Annotated in this window: 23 protein-coding genes; 7 read left to right on the forward strand and 16 right to left on the reverse strand. The window is 60.2% G+C overall.

Annotated features, from left to right (window positions below; all coding sequences use genetic code 11):
* Window positions 1–7 precede the first annotated feature (7 nt).
* The gene (locus tag FIV03_RS12105) at window positions 8–1,141 is read left to right on the forward strand and encodes an iron ABC transporter permease (RefSeq protein WP_152511915.1); all 1,134 of its coding nucleotides are present in this window, start codon (window positions 8–10) and stop codon (window positions 1,139–1,141) included.
* A 9-nt stretch (window positions 1,142–1,150) separates the two neighbouring features.
* Window positions 1,151–1,978 (forward strand): heme ABC transporter ATP-binding protein, encoded by an 828-nt coding sequence (locus FIV03_RS12110; protein ID WP_152509712.1) that lies wholly within the window; start codon window positions 1,151–1,153, stop codon window positions 1,976–1,978.
* 34 nt (window positions 1,979–2,012) lie between these two features.
* Here the strand turns inward: FIV03_RS12110 and FIV03_RS12115 are convergent, their stop codons facing one another.
* The 15 genes from FIV03_RS12115 to FIV03_RS12185 all read right to left on the reverse strand — a co-directional run bounded on the left by FIV03_RS12115 (window position 2,013) and on the right by FIV03_RS12185 (window position 18,174).
* Window positions 2,013–2,552 carry a TlpA disulfide reductase family protein gene (locus FIV03_RS12115; protein WP_152509713.1) on the reverse strand — a complete coding sequence of 180 codons (540 nt, stop codon included), beginning with the start codon at window positions 2,550–2,552 and terminating at the stop codon, window positions 2,013–2,015.
* Window positions 2,553–2,702: 150 nt separating this feature from the next.
* Window positions 2,703–4,214 carry a mannitol dehydrogenase family protein gene (locus FIV03_RS12120; RefSeq protein ID WP_152509714.1) on the reverse strand — a complete coding sequence of 504 codons (1,512 nt, stop codon included), beginning with the start codon at window positions 4,212–4,214 and terminating at the stop codon, window positions 2,703–2,705.
* Window positions 4,215–4,217: 3 nt separating this feature from the next.
* On the reverse strand, window positions 4,218–4,991 hold the full coding sequence (locus FIV03_RS12125) for an L-iditol 2-dehydrogenase (protein ID WP_152509715.1): 774 nt from the start codon (window positions 4,989–4,991) through the stop codon (window positions 4,218–4,220).
* A complete protein-coding gene (locus FIV03_RS12130) occupies window positions 4,988–5,992 on the reverse strand; it encodes an ABC transporter ATP-binding protein (protein WP_152509716.1) in 1,005 nt (334 codons plus the stop codon). The genes FIV03_RS12125 and FIV03_RS12130 overlap by 4 nt, the downstream gene beginning before the upstream one ends.
* Window positions 5,993–6,003: 11 nt before the next feature.
* Window positions 6,004–6,834, reverse strand: coding sequence for a carbohydrate ABC transporter permease (locus FIV03_RS12135; protein ID WP_023003159.1), 831 nt, complete (start codon window positions 6,832–6,834; stop codon window positions 6,004–6,006).
* Between the two features lie 3 nt (window positions 6,835–6,837).
* Window positions 6,838–7,710, reverse strand: a complete 873-nt coding sequence (locus FIV03_RS12140) for a sugar ABC transporter permease (protein WP_031270353.1) — start codon at window positions 7,708–7,710, stop codon at window positions 6,838–6,840.
* 95 nt (window positions 7,711–7,805) lie between these two features.
* Window positions 7,806–9,077, reverse strand: a complete 1,272-nt coding sequence (locus FIV03_RS12145) for a sugar ABC transporter substrate-binding protein (protein ID WP_208992187.1) — start codon at window positions 9,075–9,077, stop codon at window positions 7,806–7,808.
* Window positions 9,078–9,280: 203 nt separating this feature from the next.
* Complete coding sequence (locus FIV03_RS12150) at window positions 9,281–10,237, reverse strand: sugar-binding transcriptional regulator (protein WP_023003162.1); 957 nt, start codon at window positions 10,235–10,237, stop codon at window positions 9,281–9,283.
* Between the two features lies 1 nt (window position 10,238).
* A complete protein-coding gene (locus FIV03_RS12155; protein WP_208984234.1) occupies window positions 10,239–10,919 on the reverse strand; it encodes an HAD family hydrolase in 681 nt (226 codons plus the stop codon).
* A 195-nt stretch (window positions 10,920–11,114) separates the two neighbouring features.
* Window positions 11,115–11,783: a DUF1523 family protein gene (locus FIV03_RS12160; protein ID WP_152509717.1), complete on the reverse strand. Its 669-nt coding sequence runs from the start codon at window positions 11,781–11,783 to the stop codon at window positions 11,115–11,117.
* Window positions 11,780–13,147: a DUF6638 family protein gene (locus FIV03_RS12165; RefSeq protein WP_152509718.1), complete on the reverse strand. Its 1,368-nt coding sequence runs from the start codon at window positions 13,145–13,147 to the stop codon at window positions 11,780–11,782. The genes FIV03_RS12160 and FIV03_RS12165 overlap by 4 nt, the downstream gene beginning before the upstream one ends.
* Window positions 13,144–15,093 (reverse strand): ATP-binding protein, encoded by a 1,950-nt coding sequence (locus FIV03_RS12170; RefSeq protein WP_152509719.1) that lies wholly within the window; start codon window positions 15,091–15,093, stop codon window positions 13,144–13,146. Before FIV03_RS12170 ends, FIV03_RS12165 begins: the two co-directional genes overlap by 4 nt.
* Window positions 15,094–15,102: 9 nt before the next feature.
* Window positions 15,103–16,236 (reverse strand): hypothetical protein, encoded by a 1,134-nt coding sequence (locus FIV03_RS12175; RefSeq protein WP_152509720.1) that lies wholly within the window; start codon window positions 16,234–16,236, stop codon window positions 15,103–15,105.
* Between the two features lie 11 nt (window positions 16,237–16,247).
* Window positions 16,248–17,324, reverse strand: a complete 1,077-nt coding sequence (locus FIV03_RS12180) for a hypothetical protein (RefSeq protein ID WP_152509721.1) — start codon at window positions 17,322–17,324, stop codon at window positions 16,248–16,250.
* Window positions 17,325–17,460: 136 nt separating this feature from the next.
* Window positions 17,461–18,174, reverse strand: a complete 714-nt coding sequence (locus FIV03_RS12185; RefSeq protein WP_152509722.1) for a hypothetical protein — start codon at window positions 18,172–18,174, stop codon at window positions 17,461–17,463.
* A gap of 343 nt (window positions 18,175–18,517) precedes the next feature.
* On the opposite strand from FIV03_RS12185, the gene FIV03_RS12190 reads away from it, so the two are divergent.
* Genes FIV03_RS12190 through FIV03_RS12210 form a run of 5 tightly spaced genes read left to right on the forward strand, consistent with a single transcriptional unit; the run spans window position 18,518 to window position 23,105 of the window.
* Entirely contained in the window at window positions 18,518–18,916 is a 399-nt protein-coding gene (locus FIV03_RS12190; RefSeq protein WP_205838374.1) for an acyltransferase, read from the forward strand.
* On the forward strand, window positions 18,913–19,755 hold the full coding sequence (locus tag FIV03_RS12195) for a 3-keto-5-aminohexanoate cleavage protein (RefSeq protein ID WP_152509723.1): 843 nt from the start codon (window positions 18,913–18,915) through the stop codon (window positions 19,753–19,755). The genes FIV03_RS12190 and FIV03_RS12195 overlap by 4 nt, the downstream gene beginning before the upstream one ends.
* Window positions 19,745–21,076, forward strand: coding sequence for a glycosyltransferase (locus FIV03_RS12200; protein WP_152509724.1), 1,332 nt, complete (start codon window positions 19,745–19,747; stop codon window positions 21,074–21,076). Before FIV03_RS12195 ends, FIV03_RS12200 begins: the two co-directional genes overlap by 11 nt.
* Complete coding sequence (locus FIV03_RS12205) at window positions 21,073–21,990, forward strand: Gfo/Idh/MocA family oxidoreductase (protein ID WP_152509725.1); 918 nt, start codon at window positions 21,073–21,075, stop codon at window positions 21,988–21,990. Before FIV03_RS12200 ends, FIV03_RS12205 begins: the two co-directional genes overlap by 4 nt.
* A complete protein-coding gene (locus FIV03_RS12210) occupies window positions 21,987–23,105 on the forward strand; it encodes a DegT/DnrJ/EryC1/StrS family aminotransferase (protein ID WP_209009959.1) in 1,119 nt (372 codons plus the stop codon). Before FIV03_RS12205 ends, FIV03_RS12210 begins: the two co-directional genes overlap by 4 nt.
* Window positions 23,106–23,136: 31 nt before the next feature.
* Here the strand turns inward: FIV03_RS12210 and FIV03_RS12215 are convergent, their stop codons facing one another.
* Window positions 23,137–25,110: a tetratricopeptide repeat protein gene (locus FIV03_RS12215; protein ID WP_152509727.1), complete on the reverse strand. Its 1,974-nt coding sequence runs from the start codon at window positions 25,108–25,110 to the stop codon at window positions 23,137–23,139.
* Window positions 25,111–25,157: the final 47 nt, after the last annotated feature.

Here is a 25,157-nt window from a genome sequence, read left to right on the forward strand (position 1 = left end):
GGCACTGATGAGCGATACGGCCTTGCCCGCCAGAAGCGGACGGATTTCCTCTCTCCTTGGGCTTGCGGACCTGCAGCGCGGAGACAGGGCTCCGCTCGCGCGGGCCGTCATTGCGCTGCTCGCCGTGCTGACATGTCTCGTCGTTCTGGGAAGCCTTGCCATCGGCCCGATCTCGATCCCGGTTCTGGAGCTCCTGCCGCATGTGCCGTCCTATTTTTCGGGAGCGGGAGAGGGCGTGCCGCAGGGTGTTTCGGCAAGGGACTGGATCGTTCTCATGGATATCCGCCTGCCCCGGGTTACGCTGGGAGCGCTCATTGGAGCGGCCCTGGCGGTGTCCGGTGCCGTGATGCAGGGGCTGTTCCGAAACCCGCTTGCAGATCCGGGCATTGTCGGCGTTTCGGCAGGGGCAGGCCTGGGCGCTGCCGCGTTCATCGTTCTTGGAAATACCGTACTGGCGCCGGTGATGGCGCTTCTGGGTATCTATGCGGTCCCGCTGGCAGCCTTTGCCGGCGGCCTCGTCACGACGCTGCTTCTTTACAGGATCGGCACGCGCGGAGGTGTCACGTCAGTTGCGACATTGCTGCTGGCGGGCATTGCGCTCGGCGCGCTCACCGGTGCGATGACAGGGCTGTTGGTTTATGTGGCCGATGACCAGGAGCTGCGCGACCTGCAGTTCTGGGGACTTGGGTCGCTCGCGGGATCCAACTGGCAGAAGGTCGCTTCTGCCGCGCCAATCATCCTCACGATGCTGGTCTGCGTGCCGTTCCTGGCACGCGGTCTCAACGGTCTGACGCTTGGCGAAGCCGCCGCCTCGCACATCGGCATCAAGGTGCAGCGGCTCAAGAACCTCAGTATCCTGCTGGTTGCGGCGGCAACCGGCGCCTCCGTTGCTGTCAGCGGCGGAATCGGCTTTGTCGGCATCGTCGTGCCGCATTTGCTTCGTCTCACAATCGGTCCCGACCATCGCTACATGCTGCCGGCCGCAGCGCTTCTTGGCGCCTGCCTGCTGATAGCCGCCGATACGCTGGCGCGCACCATCGTGGCACCGGCGGAAATGCCCATCGGTATCATCACCGCCTTTGCCGGTGCGCCCTTCTTCCTCTGGATCCTGCTGCGCAAGCGCGGCCTTACAGGCCTTTAGGGTGTGGTCATGTTGCACAGGACAATTGAAAATGGCACGGCGCTGACACCCGATCTTGTTGTCGAGCGTGTTGGTGTTTCGGCAGGCAAGACCCGGATCGTGCAGGACCTTTCCTTTCACGCAAAGGCAGGGGAAGTGCTGGCGATCATCGGGCCGAGCGGTTCCGGCAAGACGACCTTGATGAAGGCAATGACCGGTGAACTGCCTTACTCCGGCGGGATAACGCTGGCAGGGTTGGAGGTCGGTGGCCTGTCACCGGAAGTGCTTGCCGCCATGCGCGGGGTGCTGCCGCAGGCAAGCCAGATTTCCTTTCCCCTGAACGTGGCTGAAGTGGTCGGTCTCGGCCTGACCTCCAGCCGCCGGGAACGAGCCTTCCGTGCCCGGCGCATTGCCGAAGCCCTTGCGAAAGTCGGCCTGTCGGGCTTCGAAGGGCGTAGTTATCAGGAACTGTCCGGCGGCGAGCAGCAACGGGTGCAGCTTGCACGGGTGTTGTGTCAGGTCTGGGACCCGCTTCCGCAAGAAGGCCTGCCGCATTGGCTGTTCCTGGACGAACCGGTCTCCAGTCTCGACATCAAGCACCAGGTCCAGATCATGCAGCTTGCAGCCGATTACGCCAAGCGTGGTGGCGGCGTCGTCGCCGTGATGCACGACCTCAACCTGACCGCTGCCTTTGCCGACCGGGTGCTGGTCATGCAGGGTGGTCGCCGTCTCGCCTTCGGTGCGCGGGACGAGGTCATGCAGGCGGAGTTGTTGTCGAAAGCTTATGACTTTCCGCTGGAAATCCTGACACGTCCGGGTGGAGGACGGCCTGTGATCGTGCCGATGGACAACGGCTGAGGGTGGTCTTTTACCCTGGTGATGTTCGACGTGGTCAGGCGGTCTTCAAACTGCGCAGCGCGGAGATCATTTCCTCTGAATCCCACACCCGGTCGCCAATGGCGGCGAGGGCAACCTTGCCGGTGCCATCGAGGACGTAGGTTACCGGCAAACCGCGCAGGAACCAGGTGCTCGGCATGGCCTTGTCGGTGTCCATCAGGACGGTGAGGCCATCATGGTCGATCTCGTCCAGAAAACCTTCGATCCGGTCCTGCCGGTCACCTACGTTGACGGCGAGCACTGCAAAGCCTTCGGGACCGAGTTCCCGGTTGAGACGCGCCAGACCCGGCATTTCCTTCCGGCAGGGCGGACACCATGTCGCCCAGAACGATACGAGCAGGATCTTTCCGGAATAGTCGGCAAGCGTGTGGACGGTGCCATCAAGATCGGGAAGGTCGAGTTTGGGTTCGATTTCGAAGGCCGGTTCGGCGAGGCCAAGTCGGAAGAAGTCGTTGCCTGCCGCAAACACCGTTCCCGGCAGCAATGCCATTGCCGCGCTGCCAGCCAGAAGGTGCCGTCTGTTCAGTTGTCTCATGCCCGTAATCCCGCCTTACCGCTTTCCGTCGTGCAGGCGAAGGTCAAATCCTCGTCTGTCAGTGACATCAAGGTAAGCGGGACAGGGCAAATTGAAAGGCAAATGGGATCACATTGCGCACACGGTGGCGCGAGTGTGATCCCTCGTTTGCTAGTGAACGTTCGCCTTGAGGGCAGCGGCGCCGTTGTCGAAGCGGCCGTCGAGGTAGGCTTTCAGAGTTGCTGCCACCCCATCTTCAGCGATCATGCCTGCGGCGTAGCTGAAGGCCTTCAGGAAGGTTTCGTCGGAGGCGAGACTTCCAAAGAGCTCCGGCATTTCGATGCGCGCCGGCTTGCCGGCGTAAACGCCCTGTGCCCAGGCCTTCAGGATGTCGGCATTGTTGTCCTCGATGACATGCGGTTCTCCAGCCTCGTTGTGGCCGAGGCAGTAACGGCACCAAAGGGCCGTTTCGAGGGCAAGGCCGGCCACCGGCAGCCCCTTGTCGAGGCGGTCCTGGATAGAAGGCAGGATAAACTTCGGCTGGCGGTTGGAACCGTCAAGGCAGAGACGGGGGATCGTGTCTCCCACTGCCGGATTGGAGAACCGGTCCATCACGGTGGTGAGATAGGTCTCGAAGCTGACCCCCGGAATTACCGGAACGGTCGGCAGGATCTCGTCTTCTTCCAGCTTTTTCAGGAAAGCGCAGATCAGTGGATCGGCCATGGCGTCATGGACGAAGTAGTGTCCCAGCAGCGCACCCGGATAGGCGATGGTCGCATGGCCGCCATTGAGAATGCGCAATTTCATCAGCTCGTATGGAGCGACGTCCTCGACGAATTCGACGCCGACCTTTTCCAGCGCCGGGCGACCGGCAGGGAAATGATCCTCCAGCACCCATTGGCGGAAGGGTTCACAGACCACAGGGGCCGCATCGGTCAGGCCGAAGCGTTCCTGAACCAGGCCGCGTTCGCGGTCGCCGGTCGCGGGGGTGATGCAGTCCACCATGCCGTTTGGAAAGGCGACGTTGTCGGCAATCCAGCTTCCGGCTTCCGGCGACAAGGCCCTGGCGAAACCGGCAACGGCCTGTTTCGCCATATGGCCGTTTTCGGGCAGGTTGTCGCAAGACATCACGGTAAAGGGTTCAAGGCCTTTGTCGCGGCGGGCCAGCAGGGCGGCGACGAGCACGCCGAACACGGTCTGTGGCTTATCCGGTGAGGCGAGATCCGCCTGGATTTCCGGATGATTGACGTCGAAGCCACCGGTGTTCGGATCAACGAAATAACCGCCTTCGGTGATCGTCAGCGAGACAATGCGGATATCGGCTTCACCAAGGCGAGCGATCAGCGCCTGGGGATCCACGTCAACGAAGTCGATCATGGCGCCACAGACCTGCGCGCTAAGGCCTTCCGGGTCGAGCTCGACCACGGTCGTCAGCCAGTCCTGGGCCTGGAGGCGTTCACGCATGGTCTTGTCGTAGGGCTTGAGGCCCGCGCCGACGATGGCCCAATCACGGCCTTCGCCGAGATCGAACAGCTTGCTCAGGTAGATGGCCTGATGCGCACGATGGAAGTTGCCGACGCCGATGTGAAGGATACCGGGGGTCAGGTCCGACCGGCGATACGCCGGTGCCTTGACAGATTCGGGAAGAGAATTGAGCACAGTTTCACTTAGGTTCTGGGTCATTGGTCAGCTCATCCAGTTGCCGCCATCGACGTTGTAAGTCTGCGATACGATGTAATCCGCGTCTTTCGACGCCAGGAAAACGGCCATGCCGGTGAGATCTTCGGCGGTGCCCATGCGGCCGAAAGGCACCGCGGCTCCGACCGCTGCCTTCTTTTCGCCGGGCTGCAGGCCTTCGTATTTCGCGAACATCGAATCCACATGGTCCCAGTGCTCGCCGTCGACGACGCCGGGGGCGATGGCATTCACGTTGATGCCGTGTTCGATCAGGTTGAGACCTGCCGACTGGGTCAGGCTGATGACCGCTGCCTTGGTGGCGCAATAGATGCCCACCAGCGCTTCACCGCGCCGGCCTGCCTGGCTGGCCATGTTTATGATCTTGCCGCCCTGACCACGCCTGATCATCGACTTTGCCGAGGCCTGCATCATGAACAGGGTTCCGGAAACGTTGATGTCGAACAGGCGCTGGTAGCTGTCGCGGGTGATCTCGACAATCGGTGCCAGATCGAATAGCGCGGCGTTGTTGACCAGGATGTCGAGCCCGCCGGTCTTCTGTTCAACGGCGGCGATGGCAGCATCGATCGACGACTGGTCGGTGACGTCCAACTGAACGGCATAGGCATTCGGACCGATCTCACTGGCCGCCGCTTCTGCGCCGGCCAGGTTGATATCGGCAATCGCCACCTGGGCGCCTTCCTCTGCAAACCGCGCGGCAAAGGCCTTGCCGATGCCCCGGGCCGAACCCGTGATCAGCGCGGATTTTCCTTCAAGTCGGCTCATGCAATCCTCAGGCCCTGGTTGTCGAAGCGGTGGATCTTGTCAGGAGCCGGGGTCAGGTGAACTGTGTCGCCATGGCGGAACCCGATCTCGCCCGAGGAGCGCACGGTAATCGGTTCGTCGACGCCTTCCATATCGACATAAAGGAAGGTGTCGGATCCGAGATGTTCCGAAACGCCGACCTTTCCGACCCATTTGCCGTCGCTTTGCGAGACGGTCAGATGCTCCGGGCGGATACCGATCGTGGCAGCATCGTATTCGGTGGCGAAGGACCCCATCAGGAAGTTCATCTTCGGCGAGCCGATGAAACCGGCCACGAACTTGTTGCGCGGCGTGTGATAAAGCTCCAGCGGCGAGCCGACCTGCTCGATCTTGCCGGCCTGCAGCACCACGATCTTGTCAGCCATGGTCATGGCTTCCACCTGGTCGTGGGTCACGTAGATCATGGTCGTCTTGAGGGACTGGTGCAGTTCGGAGATTTCGAGCCGCATGTTGACACGCAGCGCCGCATCCAGGTTCGACAGGGGTTCGTCGAACAGGAAGGCGGCCGGTTCGCGCACGATGGCGCGGCCGATGGCAACACGCTGGCGCTGACCGCCGGAAAGCTGACCCGGGCGACGGTCCAGGTAATCCGTCAGGTTTAGCACCTTGGCGGCTGCGGTCACCTTGGCGTCCTGCGCCGCCTTGTCGATGCCGGCCATGCGCAGCGGGAAGGCGATGTTCTTGCGCACCGACATGTGCGGATAGAGCGCGTAGGACTGGAACACCATGGCAAGGCCACGTTTTGCCGGCGGCACTTCGGTGGCGTTCTTGCCGTCGATGGTGATGTCACCGGACGAGACATCCTCCAGGCCTGCAATGAGACGCAGGAGCGTGGACTTGCCGCAGCCGGACGGACCGACGAACACCACGAACTCGCCGTCGTTGATCTGCAGGTCCAGTGGCGGGATAACCTGAACGTCGCCGAAGCTCTTGGTAATCTGGTTGAGGGTTATCTGACCCATGTTCAGGTCTCCTATTTAACCGCGCCGAAGGTCAGGCCGCGTACGAGCTGCTTCTGGCTGAACCAGCCGATGATGAGGATCGGGGCGATCGCCATCGTCGAGGCAGCGCTCAGTTTTGCGTAGAACAGGCCTTCCGGGCTGGAATAGCTGGCAATGAAAGCGGTGAGGGGGGCGGCGTCGACCGCCGTTAGGTTCAAGGTCCAGAACGCTTCGTTCCAGGACAGGATGATGTTCAGTAGCAGGGTCGAGGCAATGCCGGGCACCGCCATGGGTGTCAGCACGTAGATGATCTCGGACCACAGCTCCGCACCGTCCATCCGCGCGGCTTCCAGGATCTCGCCCGGAATTTCGCGGAAGTAGGTGAACAGCATCCAGACGATGATCGGCAGGTTGATGAGGGTAAGCACCATCACGAGGCCGACACGCGTGTCGAGGAGACCGGTATCCCGGAACAGGAGATAGATCGGGATCAGCACACCCACCGGCGGAAGCATCTTGGTGGACAGCATCCACATCAGGACGTCCTTGGTGCGCTTGCCCGGCACGAAGGCCATGGACCAGGCCGCCGGTATCGCGATCAGCAGACCCAGAAGGGTGGAGCCGAAGGAAATGATGACCGAGTTGGAGAAGTGCCGGAAATAGTCCGAACGCTCCTGGACCGTGCTGTAGTTTTCCAGCGTCCAGTCGAAAAACAGGAAGCTAGGAGGAGACGCAATGGCTTCCGCTTCCGTCTTGAAGCTGGTCAGCACGGTCCACAGGATCGGGAAGAAGATGGCGATGCCGACGGCCCACGCACATACGGTGACGAGAGCCTTGCGGCGGTTGGAGACTGCGCGCGCCATGGGTCAGGCCTCCAGGTTCTTGCCGATCATCCGCATCAGGAAGATCGCAACGATGTTGGCGAGGATAATGGCGACCACACCGCCGGCCGATCCGCCGCCGACGTCGAACTGCAGCAGCGACTGGGCGTAGATCAGGTAGGTGAGGTTGGTCGAGGCATAGCCCGGACCGCCATTGGTGGTGACGAGAATTTCCGCGAAGACCGACAGCAGGAAGATCGTCTGGATCAGGATCACGACGGTGATCGAACGCGCCAGGTGCGGCACCATGATGAACACGAAGCGGTTCAGGAAATTGGCGCCGTCCATTTCGGCCGCTTCCAGCTGTTCGCTGTCCAGCGATTGCAGGGCGGTAAGCAGAATGAGCGTCGCAAAGGGCAACCACTGCCAGGCGACGATCAGGATGATCGAAAACAGCGGTGCATGCGAAAGAAAGTCGAACGGTTGCAGCCCCAGAAACTTCGCAAAGTATGCGAACAGGCCGTTGACCGGGTTCATGAACATGTTCTTCCACACCAGCGCGGAGACGGTGGGCATGACGAAGAACGGGGCAATCACCAGAATGCGCACGATCCCCTGGCCCCAGAAGGGCTGGTCGAGCAGCAGGGCCAACAGCACGCCGCCGACAATGGTGATGAGAAGGACGCCGCCAACGAGCAGCAGGGTGTTCTTCAGCGCTGCAAAGAAAGCCGGATCGGTGAGGAAGAACTCGTAGTTGGTCCAGCCGGTCCACTCTTCCATTCCCGGAATGAGCAGGTTGTAGCGCAGGAAAGAGAAATAGAGGGTCATCGAGAGCGGGATGATCATCCAACCCAGCAGCAGCAGAACTGCCGGAGAGATCATCAAACGGGCCGCCGCCCGTGAATGTTGGGTAGCCATGATGCGACCTTTGCTCGGTCAGAGCCAGAGCTCACGCGGAACAGAAAGGAGGAGACCGGCGGGACGGGCAGGCACCCGCCGGTCCGCGAAGGCTTCTACTTGAGGTAACCGGCCTTCTTCATTTCGCGTTCAGCGGTCGCCTGGGCAGCAGCCAGTGCAGCGTCCGCATCCATCGAGCCAGCAAGAGCTGCCGAGAATGCCTGGCCGACAACGGTTGCCATGCCCTGGAATTCCGGAATGGCGACGAACTGCACGCCGACATACGGAACCGGATCGACGGTCGGATTCTGCGGATCAGCAGAGTTGATGCTGTCCAGCGTCATCTTTGCGAACGGAACTTTCTGGTATTCCGGGTTCTCATAAAGAGACGTACGGGTTCCCGGGGGAACGTTCGCCCAGCCTTCTTCGGCTGCAACCAGCTCCAGGTATTCCTTGGAAGTCGCCCACTCGATGAACTTCTTCGCAGCAGCTTCCTTCTGGGTGCCGGCCGGAATGGCCAGCGACCATGCCCAGAGCCAGTTCCCGCGTTTGCCGAGGCCCTTGTCCGGTGCCAGAGCAAAGCCGACCTTGTCAGCAACCTGGCTGTCCTTCGGGTTGGTCACGAAGGAGGCTGCCACGGTGGCGTCGATCCACATGCCGCACTTGCCGGTCTGGAACAGGGCCAGGTTTTCGTTGAAGCCGTTGGAAGAAGCGCCCGGAGGGCCTGCTTCGTTCATCACGTCGAGATAGGTGGTAAGAGCTTCTTTCCATTGCGGCGTGTCGAACTGCGGCTTCCAGTCCATGTCGAACCAGCGGGCGCCGTAAGAGTTCGCCATGGCCGTCAGGAACGCCATGTTTTCACCCCAGCCGGCCTTGCCGCGCAGGCAGATGCCGTAGACTTCGTTTTCCTTGTCCGTCATTGCCTTGGCGGCTTCGACGATAAAGTCCCAGGTCGGGGCTTCCGGCATTTCCAGGCCGGCTTTTTCCATCAGGTCCTTGCGGTACATGACCATGGAGCTTTCGCCGTAGAACGGTGCCGCATAGAGCTCGCCGTCAACGGTCAGGCCGCCACGGATGGCCGGCAGGATGTCGTCCGCGTCGTAGCTTTCCGGCAGGTCGTTCAGGGAAACGAGCCAGCCCTGCTTGCCCCAGATCGGAACTTCATAGGTGCCGATGGTCATGACGTCGAACTGACCGCCCTTGGTGGCGACGTCAGTGGTGACGCGCTGGCGGAGAACGTTCTCCTCCATGGTCAGCCATTTGACTTCGATGTCAGGGTTCTTGTCGGTGAAGTCCTTCGTCAGACCCTGCATGCGGATCATGTCGCCGTTGTTCACGGTCGCGATGGTGATTGTTTCTGCAGATGCGGATGCGCACAGAGCCGCCATTGCACATGCGCTGAGGAGCGCACGGGTATGAAATGCCATATTTTCCTCCCAAGCGAGATTGGGCATTTGCCATTCTTGCGGGCAAATATTCGCTCCAATTCCCACCCCGAGTCAAGATGTGAATCGCCTAAAACAAAAAAGGCTTCTCGCTGCACTGCGAAAAGCCTTTAAAATACATATAGTTATTTATATTGGGAAATCGCTCAGAGCTTGAGCAATTGCTCAGCCGTCGTCTCGTTGGTGATCAGGCAATTGACAAATTTGCCGTTCAACGCTCCCAGCATGGCCGGCACCTTGCCGTCGCCCGCCGCAATTCCGTAGACCGGTTTCTCTCCGGCCGGCAGCAGGGGGGCACTGGCTACCAGGTCATTGGTAAGTCCTTCGACCAGCGCGCCTTTTCGGTCGTAGACCCAGCTCGTGATCTCGCCGATGGCACCGGCTTTCTCCAGTGCGCGCATTTCGTCGTGACTGACGAATCCGTCGACCGTCAATGGTGCAGTCGGTCCCATGTTGCCGATACCCACGAAAGTAACGTCCGCCTGCCGGATGAGATCGAGGATATTGTGCACCGCTTCCTGGTTATGCAGCAGTTGCAGTTCCTCGCGGGAGCGGGCGAATACGGGCAGAGGCATCGGGTAGTGCCGGGCATTGATGCGGTCGGCAAGCCGGATGATGACGTTATAGGCCGAGGCCGAGCCGTCCGACATCATGTTGCCCAGAAGCGAGACGATGCGGTGCTGCGGACAATCCATCATCGGCAATTGATCCACCGAAGCGCGCAAGGTGCGGCCCGTGCCGTAGGCGATGATCTTGGGTTTCTGGGAGCGGAAATGACGTTCCATCTCGGTGGCGGCCGCCTGGGCAATGCCAACCGTGGAGGACGGGGCGTCCGGGTCGCTGGGGACCACTTCGCAGCTCTGCAGGCCGAAGCGTTCCGTCAGGCGGGTGCTCAGTTCCATGCAGTTGGCGATCGGGTGGTCGAGCCGCACCTTGATCAGCCGTTCACTGACTGCAAGCGAAACCAGCCGCTGTGCCGATTGGCGGGATACGCCGAGCTTGCGGGCGATCTCGTCCTGGGTGTTGCCGGCAACATAGTATAACCAGCCGGCGCGGGCGGCGTCATCGAGACGGGATGCCTCGGCAGGAATTTTCTGTTTCATCTTAGTTGCCGTTGTTCTTCAGATCCGGCCTAAGCTGAAAGAATTCGCCGAAAGATGCAAACAGTTGCGCGGCACCCGCCGTGGCAGTCGCCGAATTCAGAAGTCCGGCAAGGTGCGAACCGCCAATGAAACGGTAGACTTCCATACCGGCGGCAAGCCCTGCCTTGATGCCGTTTTCGCTGTCCTCGATCACCAGGCAGCGCTCCGGTGCGACGCCATGTTTTTCCGCTGCCAGCAGGAACAGGTCCGGCGCGGGTTTGCCGTGAGCGACTTCGGAAGCCGTGGTGGTACGGCCGGCAAAGAGATCCGTCAGCCCGGTTATCTCCAGCGATCTGGCGAGCCGCGGCGGGCTGGAACTGGTCGCAAGGCAATAGTCCACGCCAAGGTTCTCGATCACCTCCCGCACGCCGTCGATCGGTCTGAGCTCCGCTTCAAAGGCGCTGAGAAGGCTTGCCCGGTAGGCGGTTTCGAATTCCGGCGGCAGGTCGACACCGAATTCCTTGCGGATCTGCTGCAGGACAACCGGATAGCTTCGACCCAGGAAATGGTGAGCGACGTAGTCCATGGTGATGTGGACGTTCCGCGTCGCGAGTTCAGCCACCAGCATGCGCGCGCTGATGACTTCGCTGTCGATGAGAACACCGTCGCAGTCGAAGATGACTAGGTCGATTGGCTGATTCAAACTCGGGGTTCCTGCCGATTGGAAGGTTAAAACGAACGACCTCATCCTGAGGAGGCGCGCAAGCGTCGTCTCGAAGGATGGGCCGCTTGCTCAGGAGTATGAAGCCCATCCTTCGAGACGGACCTGGCGGTCCTCCTCAGGATGAGGGCGGTGCAGAGAGCACGGCCGACAGAGAGGCATGCCGTTCCGGTCCCGTCAACCGAACCAGCGTTTCAGCCATCGGCGGAAGCCGCTCGTGGCTTCACTAGCGCGACGATGGGCGCTGGCGCGGGCCTGCTCGGCGCTATCGCCGACATCGTCCATGAAGTCGTCGATACCGTCGACTACCGGGTCGATCCGGCGTTTCTTGAAGGCGTTGACGGTCTTGATGACCAGATAGGCGAGAGCGACAAGCACCACGACGAACAGGATATTGAACCAGGGGATCAGGAAGACATCCGGCCCGGAGACAACCTCGATGCTGATGGCATTGGGAAAGATCGTGAACAGCTCCACACGCCAGCCATAGTGGGTGACGGCGATCCAGACATCATCGCTTTTCTTGGCCAGATCCTGCGCCTGGGCGGTGATGTTGCTGCTGTCGAACTTGAAATAGGGCGGCCAGCCCCAATCGGTGTCTTCGTTGCGGTAGACCCTTGGCTTGCCGTTCGGCCAGACCGTGTTGATGAAGCGGACGTCCCTTGTCCAGTTCTTGTTGGTACCTGCATCGGGGGCGGCCCAGAAGAGCGACGAAGCGCCGATGTCCATGCGCTTCACGTCGGTGCCGACGATGCGAACCACATCACGTCCCGGCAACGTGTAATGGAGGAAGGCGACAAGGATCAGCAGGAGCGGAATGCCGATTATCCATTTGATCCACTTCATCGTGCGCCGTCCTCACCGTCTTGTTCCTCGGGGATTGCACCCCACGGCCCCATGTTCCTGCCGAAGCCGTAGTCGGCCTGGTCTTCTTCCACCATGGCGGCCTCCGGTCCGAACAGCTCCAGCCGCGTGCCGACCTTGTCGACCATATATTCTTCCGCAAGGAACTGGGCCGCGTAGTTCTTCTTGGCCTCACCCCAGCTTCGGTAATGACCGTAGAATGCGTCCTTGTGACAAATGAAAAGCTGGCGGAAGTCAAGCGGCGTCAATTCGGCCAGCAGCATGTTGACCAGGTTCTTGTCGCGGTGATTGCGCGAGCGAAGCAGGTAGAAATAGGCTGCGTTTTCCGGTTCGACCCACAGCTTGTCGTCTTTCAGCTCCAGCCTGTGCACGATGTCGTTGAGGGCGTGATATTCCGCGGGGAGCTGCTGGTGATACTTGCGTCTCAAAGCGCGCAGATCGCGCCGCGAGACGTCCGACAGATCCTCGCCCTGGCTGGCGGCCGTGTCGATGACGATGAAGTCCAGTTTCTGTTTCAAAAGGCTCTTGGCGACGCTGCCGCCTGCATCGAGGATAGGCTCCACCAACTGGTTTCGATTGAGGAAATCGGCCACCTCGTAGCGGTCTTCCAGGCTGAAGAGGTGCTTCACGGGCAGGTCGACGACAATGTCCATGCGCCTGGAGGCGATGCATGCGGTTTCCTTCACATCGCGAAAGATGTAGAGGCCGCCGAAATGGGAGGTATGGAAATTTCCCTGCTCATAGCTTTTCGAACTGATCGCCAAGGGGGTGCGGATGATGTCGCCGGTGTGCTTGGAAAGCTCGATCATGTCCGCGATCAGCACATCGTCCCACCAGCCGTCGGGCTCGCTCATGAAGGCTTCGATCTTGTCGGCCAGTTCGTCACCTGCTTCGGAATGCCCGCCGACGGTGTCCGCCTCCACCTCGATCGCCCTGATATAAAACAGGTCCTGCGGCGAGGTGATGGAATAGATCGAGTTGACCAGTTCACCGACGACGCAATCGCGGATCGAAAGCGCAAAGAGCTGTTCCTCATTGTCCTCGATGAAGCGTTTCAGGATCGAACGCGACGTGGAGAACCGCGCGTTCAACAACGGTGCGGTCTTCTGTTCGATCGACAGCAGAATGAACTGCCGATTGCAGCCGTGCGGATTGAGGTAGTGGATGTCGTCCAGTTCATCGCCGATCTCCGGGGAAAATCCGGAGATGTCGACGTGAAAGGCCTCGAGCGCCGTTCGCTTGCCGGTCAGGTGCTCCAGCGCGCGGTTGTAGCGGGCCACCATGGACGGTGCGGAGACCTCGTAGAGGTTACCGAACATCAAGCCATGTTTGACGAGCCTCATCATATGCGCGTGATTTCCATGTAGCGGCGCTTGGCTTCTTCCATGCGCTGCATCTCGCGCACGGCATTCTCGATGGCAACCTCGTCCGACTTGTCCGCATAGCGGAATTCGCTGTCCGCGTAGCGGTTGATTTCCTGGATGACCATATCGACGGTGATCGGCTGCGCCAGGTCGGCGATCATCGCCTTCTTGGTCTCGTAGTCCTTGAACAGGAATAGTTCCGGATCTTCCATCCAGGCATCCGGCAATTCGAAGTCCATCGCCCGCACTTTCACGGCATCGGTGATGTTCTTGATCGCCCGGCCGGTGAAACGTTCGTCCGCTTGCTGGATGGCCTTCAGGTAGGTACCGAGCTTGGCGATCGTGTCCAGGTCACCGATTTCAGCCCGTACGTTGTCGAACACCTTTGTCAGCGCATCTTCCTGTGGCCGGGAGTGACGCTCGTAGGACGCCGCAACGGCCTTCTTCAGGGCCTGGGCCTCGAAAAGATCATGGTCGCCGACTGGAATCGAGTGGTTCTTGCCCATCAGCAGATGCAGGATGTCGATGTAGTCCTCGCGGCTTTGCGGGCCGTCGACCAGGAAGCGGGCACCGGCGCGCTGACGCAGGGCGTCATCGACGTTCTCCGGATAGTTGGAGAACATGCCGAACGTGCAGTTGCCGCGCACCACCGTGTTGGCACCGGCAAAGCTCTCCATCAGGACCGCTGTAATTTCCAGCTGTCCGGCGGAGGACTGGCGATCGCCGCGCTTGCCGGCAAGCTGGTCTATGTCGTCGATGGTGCCGAAACCGATCACATTCGGGTCGGTGACATTGCGGATGAAGGCCTTGGCATTCTGGGCAGACTTGCCCTGGTAGCTGTCGATGCTTTCCGTGGAGAGGTTCTGATAGCGGAACGGATAGCCGGCGACCTGACAATAGTCGTTGACCATGCCGGCCATCATCTGGATCAGGGTTGTCTTGCCGGTGCCCGGTTTGCCGTCGCCCATGAAGGTGAAGATGAAGCCGCCGAGTTCCGCGAACGGGTTGAGCTTGCGGTCGAAATCGTAGGCCATCAGCATCTTGGCAAGCTTCATCGCCTGGTATTTGGCGATGTGGTTGCCGACGACTTCTTCCGGCTTCTTGAACGCCATGGCGAGCGTGGTCGAGTGCGCGCGTGCGGAAGGCGTGAAGCCGGTGATCTCGAAATTGTCCGCTTCCACGCGGTAACGGCTTTCCGAGAATGCCTGCAGCACGCTGACGCCTTCCGCGCGAAGTGTCACCTTTTCCATCAGCTGTTCGCAGAAGGACGTCACCAGGCCGATCAACTGGGCATCGGTTTCAATCGCGGCGGCGGCAATTTCCTGGTCCAGCTCCCAGAGAACACCATGAAGGGCGAGCTGGTCGTTGTCGAAAAGGATTTCCTCGACGTCGCGGCACTGGACTTCGGTTTCACCGGTTTCGGCTGAGAGCCCCGACAGGAGGAAGTCCGTCATGTTGGCAAAGACGTGCAGCGCAATCATGGCCGTTGCCGACAGAAGATCCTGGAACCGCATCTTCTGCGAGGCGTCCAGCGTTCCGGCAAGATTGGCGCGCTTTAGCTCGGCAAGGCCGGTCTGGTCGGCAAACTGGTCGGACGCCACCTGGGCGACAGCCAGCGCCCGGCGCAGGGACCGCAGAACGCTCGCCTGAAGCGGGGTGGTCAGAGCATCGTCGTCGCATTCCAGAATGCGGTTTGAAAGTTGCACACCTTCGGGACGGGCCGTGGAGCGCGTGACGAGGCCGGGCGTCGTGGAGCGGAACCGCCGGCGGGCGCCGAGGCCGGGCGAACGGTCCTGTGCAACGGGTGCATCCGACTTCTTGGCGATACGCGGGGTGTGGTCGAAGCCCTGGAGCATTGCTTCCGCAAAGGCGTATTTCTCGCGGATCTTGTCTTCTTTCAGTTCCATGAGGTCGTTGGAAAGGGTCACGCGAAAAACCTATTTGTAACTGAGGATCTTGCCCGAAGGGCTGACGACATACTTGCGGATATTGGCGAAGCCCGGCGGGTTTCGCTCTTCCAGAATTTGGTAAGGCCGCTGCGGCAGGATCAGCGACCGCTGCTGGTGTGTATGGCCTGCGACTTCCTGTGACGCCGGATTGTGTGCCGACAGCGGATCGAGTTGGTAGATCTGCCGCTCGACAGACGAAAAGAAGCCTGCGGATTCGAACTCGGAGCCGGAGGCGACCAGGGTTTCGGTCGTCCAGGCCAGGGCCCAGTCTTCCCCAGGGCGACCGGTGGCTTCGGCAAGGACGTCGCGTAGCGGACCGGACTGTTGGGTAAAGGTGTGGCTGTACATCGGCCCCAGAAAGAACCGGCGCAGGCGCTTGGGATGCAGGTCATCGAAGTCGCGGTCGAAGCCGCGGGCGATGGTCACCAGCTTCAGGGACGCCGAGGATTGGGCGGTCAGATGGCTCTGGACGCGCGGCCAGCGGCGCTCGTCCTTGGCCAGAGGCCACTTGCCGCTGTCTTCCAGGTCGAGAATGTAGATCAGCGGAATGTTCTGCTGACTGTCATAGACGGCCCAATGCAGCCTGTAGAGGCGGCGGTTGTCGACGACGTTGCCCATCCAGGCCAGACGTGGATCGTTCCGTGCCCAGAACAGGTCGCCCTTGGCGAGCTCTTCGTAATACTGGCGCTGCGAGGCGGCAAACTGCAGGTTGGTCGGCGAGGACTGTTCACGCAGGATATGGTTGACCATCTCCAGCTTGAGTTCGCGCATTGCCGGCAGCGACCGTAAATGCTTGTCCGCCTGCATGGCGTCGTTCGCCATCTGCAGCAGCTCCTGATAGATCGGGAAGCCGCTGTCCTGACGGTCGATGTTCAGAAGCGAGGGCAGCATGTCCGACACGCGGCCCGCCAGCAGATATTTGTAGGAAAGCGCCGTGAAGGTTCCCGACAGCGCTTCCAGGTACTCTTTCAGAACCGGTATTTCCGAAGCGAGCGCGGTGTTCTCGTTGATGACGCTTTCCGCCACCCCTTGCAAATGCGAGATGATCCGCTCGAACTTGGCGAAGTAGCGCCGTGTTTCATGCGCTTCTTCCAGGGTTCTGTGGTCCAGGGTCAGATCCACGGTTCAGACCCTCAGGCCCCGTACGTGTTCTTGTCGTGCTTCTCGACGATCTGCTGGAACCGGCGCGCGAAACGCTCGTCCGACTTGGCCTTTTCCTCCAGCACCTTGCGGGCGAACACCATGTGGTCCTCATGGGCTTCCATCATGTCGGCCATGCGCTGGTTGGTTGCCGAGCCGATGGCGGCCATGGCGGACTGGGCTTCCTTGTCGGTGGCCACGCCGATCTCGTTGATCTTGTGGGCGATATCCTGCTGCTGGGCCGTCTTGAGGGATTTCACAAGCGCATCGTAAAGCACGACGCGCTGTTTTGTGTCCGTCTGCAGCTTGTTGATCAGCACCATCTGGGTGGCCGCCTGGTTCTGAAGGCTGTCGACCCAGGTCTTGCCCTTTTCGATGTAGCGTTCCAGCGTCTGGCTCTCGGCCAGCTTGACCTGCTCTTCCTGGGCCAGGCGGTTGTATTCGGCATTCATCTCCGCCAGCTGGCTCTCCAGCTTGGTGCGCTCGGAGGCATCGGTCTCCACGGAAATCTTGTTTTCCAGAGCAATCACATCCGGATCCATGGCCACAAGCTTGGCCTTGATTTCTTCCAGGGTGCCGACTGTCTGTTCGCGCTGGCTCAGCGTTTCGCTGAGGTTGGTTTCCACGCGCTGGGAATGTTCGTTCAGCGTGTTGAGCTGTTCCTGCAGCAGCTGTCCGATGACATTGGACTTGGTGATCAGGTCCTGAAGCTTGTCGTCGATGCTGGCGGAGCGCATGCGTTCCTGGCGGATGCTGTCGGAGCGCTGCTTGGAAAAGATGCCGATGAAGCTTTCCCATCCGGTCTTCGTGCGCATGGCATCGAAGTCCTTGGAGAAGGTCGCGGTAACATCGTCAAGACCCATGATGAGCTCGGCGATGTTGGCGCCCATGAGCTCGGTGTGCTTGTGAACATCGTCCAGGGACGCGTTCTCGATGTCGATGGAAATGTCCTGCCCGGTGTCCAGCTTGGACTTCGCGGTTTCGATCTTCGAGGTCAGCTCGTCGATCTTCTGCCTCGCGGCGGCAACTTCCTTTTTCGACTTTTCAATCTGAGCGCTGAAATCCGCCATGGGCCCCTTCCGGATAAAAATTTTTCAAAGTGATTCTTATTTAGCAAGTCTTCTTGGAAATACAATTACAACGCGCTTGCCGAAACGTCATGGTTCCACATGCTTGCGGCGTGTTTCGTGGACGGCGTGAAGCTGCTCAGTCTTGAAGACGGCCGGGAAAGCCGATGCTGGATGCCCGTTGTACCCGCAGCCAGAGTTGTCCGTCGAAGGCCTTCCTGTCTAGAAAATCCACACGAAGTCCGAGACTGGTGCACTCGGTGTCGATCCAGGACTTGCTGTGGCGAACGATCCCCGGTTCATCGGAAACATGGCTGGTGCCGACCCATGCTGTGCCGTTGTAGTCCTCTTCCGGGGACCTCGCAGGGAGATAGGAAACGAGGAAAACCGCATTCTCGCTCGAGTTCTGGAGAAAACCCTCCAGCATCGTGCGGATATGAGACTTGCTGCAATGGGTCCAGATGGACCCCGCCAGAACCATGTCGAACTTTTTACCGAACACGAACAGGTCGAATTCGGCATTGTGGTCGAAACGCGGCTGTCTTTGTCGAAGGACCTGATCATCAAACAACAGATCAAGTCCCCAACGCACCCTGTCGCGGTGCGGTTCGATACCACAGTAGTTTCGCTCTCCAAGAAAGGGAATCAGCCAGTAGGCGGTCCGCAGACAACCGCAGCCGATTTCCAGCAGGCTCGTTTCCGGCGACAAGCCTTCGCGCAGGAGCTCTGCGAACTGACGTCTGCCACCTTCATCGAAGGTCTGGGTCGGCACGCCAAGAAATCCGTGGTCGAGCGCCATCTTCTCGCCAAGGCGCTGGACGTTTGTCTTTTCCTGATCCGATGCTGTCTTCATTGCCCTGTCTGTCTGCCCGCAACACGTTCCGTGTGAAGGTGTCAGGTCTCGCGGTTCGTGGTGTTTTTCCTGTCTGCACAGGACGGGAACGGGCATGTGGACTACCGCGAAACAGCACCTGCGGCAAAGGCGTATTTGAAAGCTTTTGACCTTTCACGCCGTCAACGGCTATGCCATTGTTCCGCAAACCTGATCTTCAAAAACAACAACAACAGCCCCGTCAAATCACATGAGCCAATCCGAAACGCCAGAAGAACGTTTTCCCGACGTGCTTTTTTACAATGCCTCACTCACGGAGGTGCAGGAAAACGTCAAAATAGGACCCGGTACACGTGTCGGTTCCATGACCATAATTCACAAGAATGCAAGCATTGGTTCTGGAACTACTATCGGGTCGCATTGCAATATTTGCGAATGTGTCATTGGCGATAACGTCTCCATTCAGACCGGCTGCCATATTACACGCGGGGTTACTGTTGAAGATGACGTCTTCATCGGCCCGCAAGTCGTCACGCTCAACGACAAGCTGAAAGGCGGACCGATGGTCTATCCTTATATCGAGCGCGGAGCGAAGATCGGTGGTGGCAGCCGAATTCTTCCGGGTGTTCGTGTCGGCGCAAACGCAGTTGTCGGTGCGGGCAGTGTTGTGACCAGAGACGTTCCTCCGGGTGCCCTCGTGGTTGGTAATCCGGCTCGTGTCAGATCTGACGGACAGGACAGGCAAGCTCAGAAATCCCCATGAAGGACCTGATCCTGAATCTTGCACCCACGGGAATGGTGCCGACCCGTGCCATGTCGTCGGCCGTGCCGCTGTCGCCGGACGAGATCATCGCCGACTGCCGCCTGTGTGCGGACCTTGGCGCGACGATCCTGCACATTCATGCAAGAGACGAGGATGGCCGGCCAACATTCCGGAAAGACATATACGGGCGGATCATTGCAGGTATCCGGGAAACGCACCCGGATGTGATCATCTGCGTGTCCCTCAGCGGTCGGAACTTCCCGGAGTTCGAACAACGTTCAGACCCCTTGCTGCTGACAGGGGACCTAAGGCCCGACATGGCCAGCCTCACGCTGTCCTCGCTGAATTTTGCCCGCACCGAAAGTATCAATGCACCGGACATGGTTGTCCGTCTTGCAAAGACCATGGGAGACCGCGGCATTCGTCCCGAGCTGGAGGTCTTTGATGCGGGCATGGTGAATTATGCCAGGTATCTTGCAGACCGCGGGATATTGAAGCCTCCCTTCTATTTCAACCTGCTGCTCGGAAATCTCAGCAGTGCACAGGTAACGCCCCTGCATCTGGCGGCGATCACGCAGGATCTGCCTCCAGAATCCGTCTGGTGTGCAGGCGGGATCGGCGAAAGCCAGCTTGCCGCCAACACGCTGGGGCTCTTGTTCGGAAACGGTGTGCGCACCGGTCTGGAGGATTTTCTGTGGCTTGACGCGGACAGAACGCAACCGGCTACGAACGAGAAACTGGTTAGCCGGGTAGGCGAGCTCTGTACGCTCCTTGGCAAGCGGTTTGCCTCTGCCTCCCAGGTTCGCGAAGCGCTTGGGATGACGCCTCATGCAGGCTGACCGTCGTCCGCTCCGGATCCTGATGACCAACAACACGCTGGATCAACCAGCCGGGTCGGAGCTTTATCTCAGGGATCTGGCGCTGTCCCTCATGCGGCGCGGGCACTTCCCGGTCGCCTACAGCCAGAGCCTTGGCCCGGTTGCCGACCGTCTCCGAGCGGCGACCATTCCTGTCGTTGACGACCTGCGGGACCTGTCCGCGGTGCCCGATGTGATCCACGGGCAGCATCATCTGGAAACGATGACGGCCGCGCTTCGTTTTCCGCAAGTGCCGGTCACCTATACCTGTCACGGCTGGATTCCCTGGCAGGAATGGCCACCGGTCTTCCCGAACATCCTGCACTATGTCGCGGTTGATGACCTGTGCCGGGAACGTCTTCTGACCAGTGCGGGCGTACCGGCTGACCAGATCTCGGTCCTGCATAATTTTGTCGATCTCGACCGCTTCAGAAAGGTGCGGGACCTTCCGGACAAGCCGAAGTCCGCACTTGTCTTCAGCAATTCTGCGGCTCAGGTCCCGAAGGCGATACGAGACGCCTGCACCCGCATGGGTATCGAACGCGTCGATATCGTTGGACAGAACTCCGGTCGGTCTGCCGTGCACCCGGAGACCATCCTGGCGGACTATGACGTTGTCTTTGCAAAGGCGCGCGCTGCAATCGAGGCAATGGCATCCGGATGCTCCGTTGTCGTCATGGATTACGGTCAACTTGGCGGACTTGTCAGCTCCTCCAATCTGCAAAGCATGCGCGGATTGAATTTCGGCATCCGAACCTTGCAAAACCAGCTTTTGCATCAGGACAAGATCGAGCGTGAACTGGAGCGTTACGACGCATCGGATGCGCGCGTGGTGACACAGTGGGTCAGGGCGAACGCCGGCCTGGAAGCAGCCGTGGATCGATGGCTGGAAATCTACTACAGGACCATTGAACGCTGGAGTGATGTTGGCGGTACGCTGCACGATGGCGAGAGACTGACCTCCGCATCGCGCTATGTCAGTCAGCTTGCACCGCGGGTGAAGGCAAAGGAACAGGCGGAACATTGCAAAAACCTGGCCGATGCAGACCTCAGGGCGGCGAAAGCTCAGTTGGAGCGGGATGCGGCAGTAGCTGCCAACAATGATGCGCGACACAAGGCGAGGATCGCTGAACTGGAACGAGAAGTGCCGGGCCTGAAGAGGGAACTGCAGGATCTGAAGAGGGAACTGGAAAGACACAGATTTCCAGGATTGGCTGTCCGGATGGCCTGGCAGGGGTTTGAGAAGCAAGTTCTCAAGCCGTGCCGCCGGCAGATCGCGTCCTTCAGGAAGCCGAAATCGTGACCCTGCATCTTGCCGAAATTGTCTCCGAGGAACCATTGCGCGTGCTGCTGGTTGGTCTTGGCAAGATGGGCCAGCTCCATCTGGAATGCCTGACCAAAATGCCCTGCGTTTCTCTTGTCGGTATCGTCGATGAAGACGAGGGCAAAGAGATTGCTGCAAACGGGATCCCCTTCGCGCGATCGGTCGATGGTCTCGCCAACGACTTTGCAGCTGCCGTTATTGCGGTCCCTGTCGAAAGGCATGCCGAGGCTGCCATTCCGTTGCTCGCGCGCGGCATCGATTGCCTTGTCGAAAAACCTTTGTCCCTGTGCCCGGGAGAGATAGAGACGATGATTGCCGCGGCTCGCGCCGGCGGCGCCAGGCTATCGGTCGCGCAGGTCGAACGTTTCAACCCGGCCATCGAAAGCACCATGGCCGCCTTGCGCAAGCGTTCAGGCAAGGTGCGCGTACAGCGGCTGTCCAGGATGCAAAGCGTCGCCGGCGGCCCGGACGTGATCGCCGACCTGATGGTGCATGATCTGGACTGGATCGTGAAACTCGAGGGAACAAGCGACTGCGAGATAACGGTGCTGGAGTGCCGCAGGACGGCAGGCTGCCTGGATTATGTCTGCTGCCGTCTCGGTTTTGGCGACAGATCCTATGAGCTGGCTGCGGTTCTTGGAGCCAGCGAACGGAAGCGCAGCCTTGATGTCTGGCTGGACGGAGATGAAACGCGCTGTTTCGACCTTCTTGCGTTGTCGCCAGACGGGCGGCCGGATCCGCTGACGCGGCAGGCCGAAGTTTTTGTCATGAGCAGAGCAGGTAACGCGGCTGAACTGGCGACAGCTGAAGAGGCGCTCGCTGTACTTCGACTGTCGGACGCAATCAGACGATGCACACTCGAGATCACAAGGCCACCGGGAGGTGCGGCGTGAAGGTGATTGTTCCCTTCGCCGATGTGGTTTCCGAATGGCAACCTGTCCGGGCCAAGGCTCTGGAAGGTATCGACAGGGTGTTCTCACATGGGCGTTTTGTCGGCGGTCCGGAAATTGCCGAGTTGGAACAACAACTTGCCGGGATAACTGGGGCAAGGTTTGCAGTCGCCTGTGCGTCGGGAACGACGGCCCTGCAAATGGCCATGATGGCTCTCGGTATTGGGCCGGGTGATGAAGTCATTGTTCCGGACTTTACCTTTGTCGCGCCGGCTGAAGGCGCTCTTGTGCTCGGTGCGGAGCCGGTTCTGGTAGACGTCCTGCACCCGTCCGGCCTGCTTGACCCGGATGAACTGGAAACAGCGATTTCCAGTCGCACAAAGGCCATCGTCGCGGTCTCGCTTTTTGGACTGCCTGCCAACTTCGAAGCCATCAATTCGATTGCCGAAAGGCATGGAATCCCGGTGATCGAAGACGCTGCCCAGAGCCTGGGGGCGGGGTTGGAAGACAGGCGGAGCGGCAATCTGGCGGGGCTCGGATGCACCAGTTTTTTTCCGACGAAGGTGCTCGGCGGGGCAGGGGACGGCGGAGCGGTCTTCACCAATGATGAGGCGCTTGCCTGCGTGCTTCGCGAGATCCGTGACCATGGACAAGGCGGCAAGTACCATCACCTGCGGCTGGGGATGAACGGCAGGATGAGTTCGATCGCCGCCGCTGCCCTGCTTGCACGGCTCGACCGGTTCACTAAGGCGTTGGATCGCCGCCGCAATATCGGTGCGCTATACGACAGGCTCCTCGAACCACTCCGGGAGACTGGTCGTTTGGATTATGTCCGCAGTCCGGACATGGCAGGCAGTGCCCGTTCGCAATATGCCGTCGTTCTGGAGGATCGCGAAGCGCTTTCCAGAGGTTTGCGCGAGGTAGGCATAGAAACGGCAGTTCATTATCCCGCTCCGCTGCACGACCAGCCGGTTCTGCAGCATTGCCGCCGGTCCGGTCGCCTCGAAACTGCGTCCATGCTGGCAAAAAGGATCCTGTGTCTGCCCATACATCCGGGATTGGCGGACGAGCAGGTGAACCTCACCGTGGAACGACTTGGCGCACTCGTCCAAGCCTGAACTCCCCACTCGTTCCCGAGGCTGATGTTGGTCAGGCCCCGGTAAAGTCCAGAAACCGGCGGCTGAACAATGGCCTTGCCTCGTGCCGTGCGATGAGAAGATCGCGCCAGTTGGCGGGATAATCGTCCACGGCCAGCATGTCTGTCGTTTCGTGGTCGATGCCGGTGGCAACTTCGAGCAAGGCGTCCAGATCGCTGAGATCGGGTTTTGGCAGCGTATTGCTGCGGCACGCCTGCCACATTTCAGCATAAAGACCTTCCAGTTTCGAAACCAGAAGCGGCGTGTCGAAGAGGAGGCAGTCGTCCCGGCTTTCGGTCAGGCGTTGACGAAGATCCCGCAGCGCTTGGCGGTCCTTGCCGAGGTCTGCTGCGCGTTTCACGTAATCCTCCGGCGTCGGACAGACGAGCTCCTGAAGACCGGCGGCGCTGACCAGGCTCGCACAGACCCGTGCGGCGAAACATTTTCCGGCAATCGTGAGGACCGGCACGCCCATCCAGAGGGCATCGGAGGCGGTGGTATGGGCGCCATAGGGGGTGGTGTCGAGGAAGAGGTCGGCAAGCGGATAACGTGCCAGATGGTCTGCGTTGGCCATCTTCCCGGCAAAAACCAGCCTGTCCGGAGCAATGCCTGCCGCTTCGGCACAAGCCTTGAGACGCTGGTCGGTTTCCGTGCCGCCGGTCAGCAGCCAGAGAACGCTTCCCGGTACCTTCTTCAGGATGGCGAACCAGCGGTCCAGGCAGAACCGCGTGATCTTGTGGCTGCCGTTGAAGCAGCAGAACACCGTGCCGTCTTCGGGCAGTCCGAAATCGGAGCGTTGCCAGATGCGCTCGGAAACGACGCGCTTGCGGTTGTTCGGCTGGTAGCAGGGCAGGCGCAGAACCTCTTCGGAGTAATAGATCTCGTGGTCCTGCGGAATAATGATGTCGTCGGCGACGATATAGTGATGGAACGGACTGGCCGTCGTGCCTGGAAAACCGAGCCAATTGACGATGACCGGAGCCGGACACAGTGCGACCAGCCGCGTGCGGCCTTCCCGGGTATAGCCGTTTACGTCGATCAGGATCTGGATGCCGTCTTCGGCGATCAACCGCGCGGCAGCTTCGTCGTCGATGCCGGAAATGGTGCGCCAGTTGTCGGTGGTTTCCCGGAAATTCCGGCTGAGCGGATCATCCGCTGCCGGGCCGCAATCATAGGCGAAGACCTCGACCTTGGACCGCTCATGCAGGCCGAACACTTCCGCCATCAGGTGGCCGACGGCGTGTTCGCGAAGATCGGACGACAGGTAACCGATCCGCAGCGGGCCGTCGTGCTCCATGGCCTTTGGCCATGTCTTCATGGGGGCGGAGGGCGTTCCGACGTCCTGGCGGCTGTAGTCGGCGCAAAGGCCAAGCTGAAACAGCGGGTCGTCGCTGAGGGCCGCGGCCGAAAGGGGCGACATGGCCCGCACCTGCTGTGAAGGCGTTACCCGTTCCAGCGGCTGCACCACCGGCCACTCGCACTGGCGCTGCCGAAGGGCAATGAAATGCTGCGCGACTTCCCGTTGGTGCGGGTCGAGTTCCAGGCTCTGGCGCAGCATGCTTTCGGCTAGAATGTCCTGGTTGGCGGCTTCCAGCGTGCGGGCAATCTGGTTGAGGGCCGTCAGCCGAACGGAGAGCGAAGCCGGCGTCACCGCAAGGGTCTGTTCCAGCACTGTGTTCCACTGGCCAACGGCCGCGCCAATATCCCCCTGCTGTTCCAGAACGCGGCCGAGGTTGATATGGGCCGCATGAAAGCTCGGATTGAGGTTCAGCGCCCGCTCCAGTGTCTCGCGCGCAGCCGCCAGCTTGCCGGTTTCGGAAAACAGCACAGACTGGTTGAAAAGCACTGCATACAGCAGTGGGTCATCCGGGTTCTGTGCCACCCAGGTGCCATAAAGAACTTCCGCGGCTCCAAAGGAGCCGTTGCCTTTCAGGGCCTCGGCCGCACCGATGAGTTCGACGATCGACAGGCTGGTTTCATTTGCCATTCGTGGCGGTCCTGGGTGTGTCTGGTGAGTCGGAATGATGGCGCAAG

Origin of the sequence: Labrenzia sp. THAF187b, from assembly GCF_009363375.1 — a bacterium.
GTDB lineage: Bacteria > Pseudomonadota > Alphaproteobacteria > Rhizobiales > Stappiaceae > Roseibium > Roseibium algicola.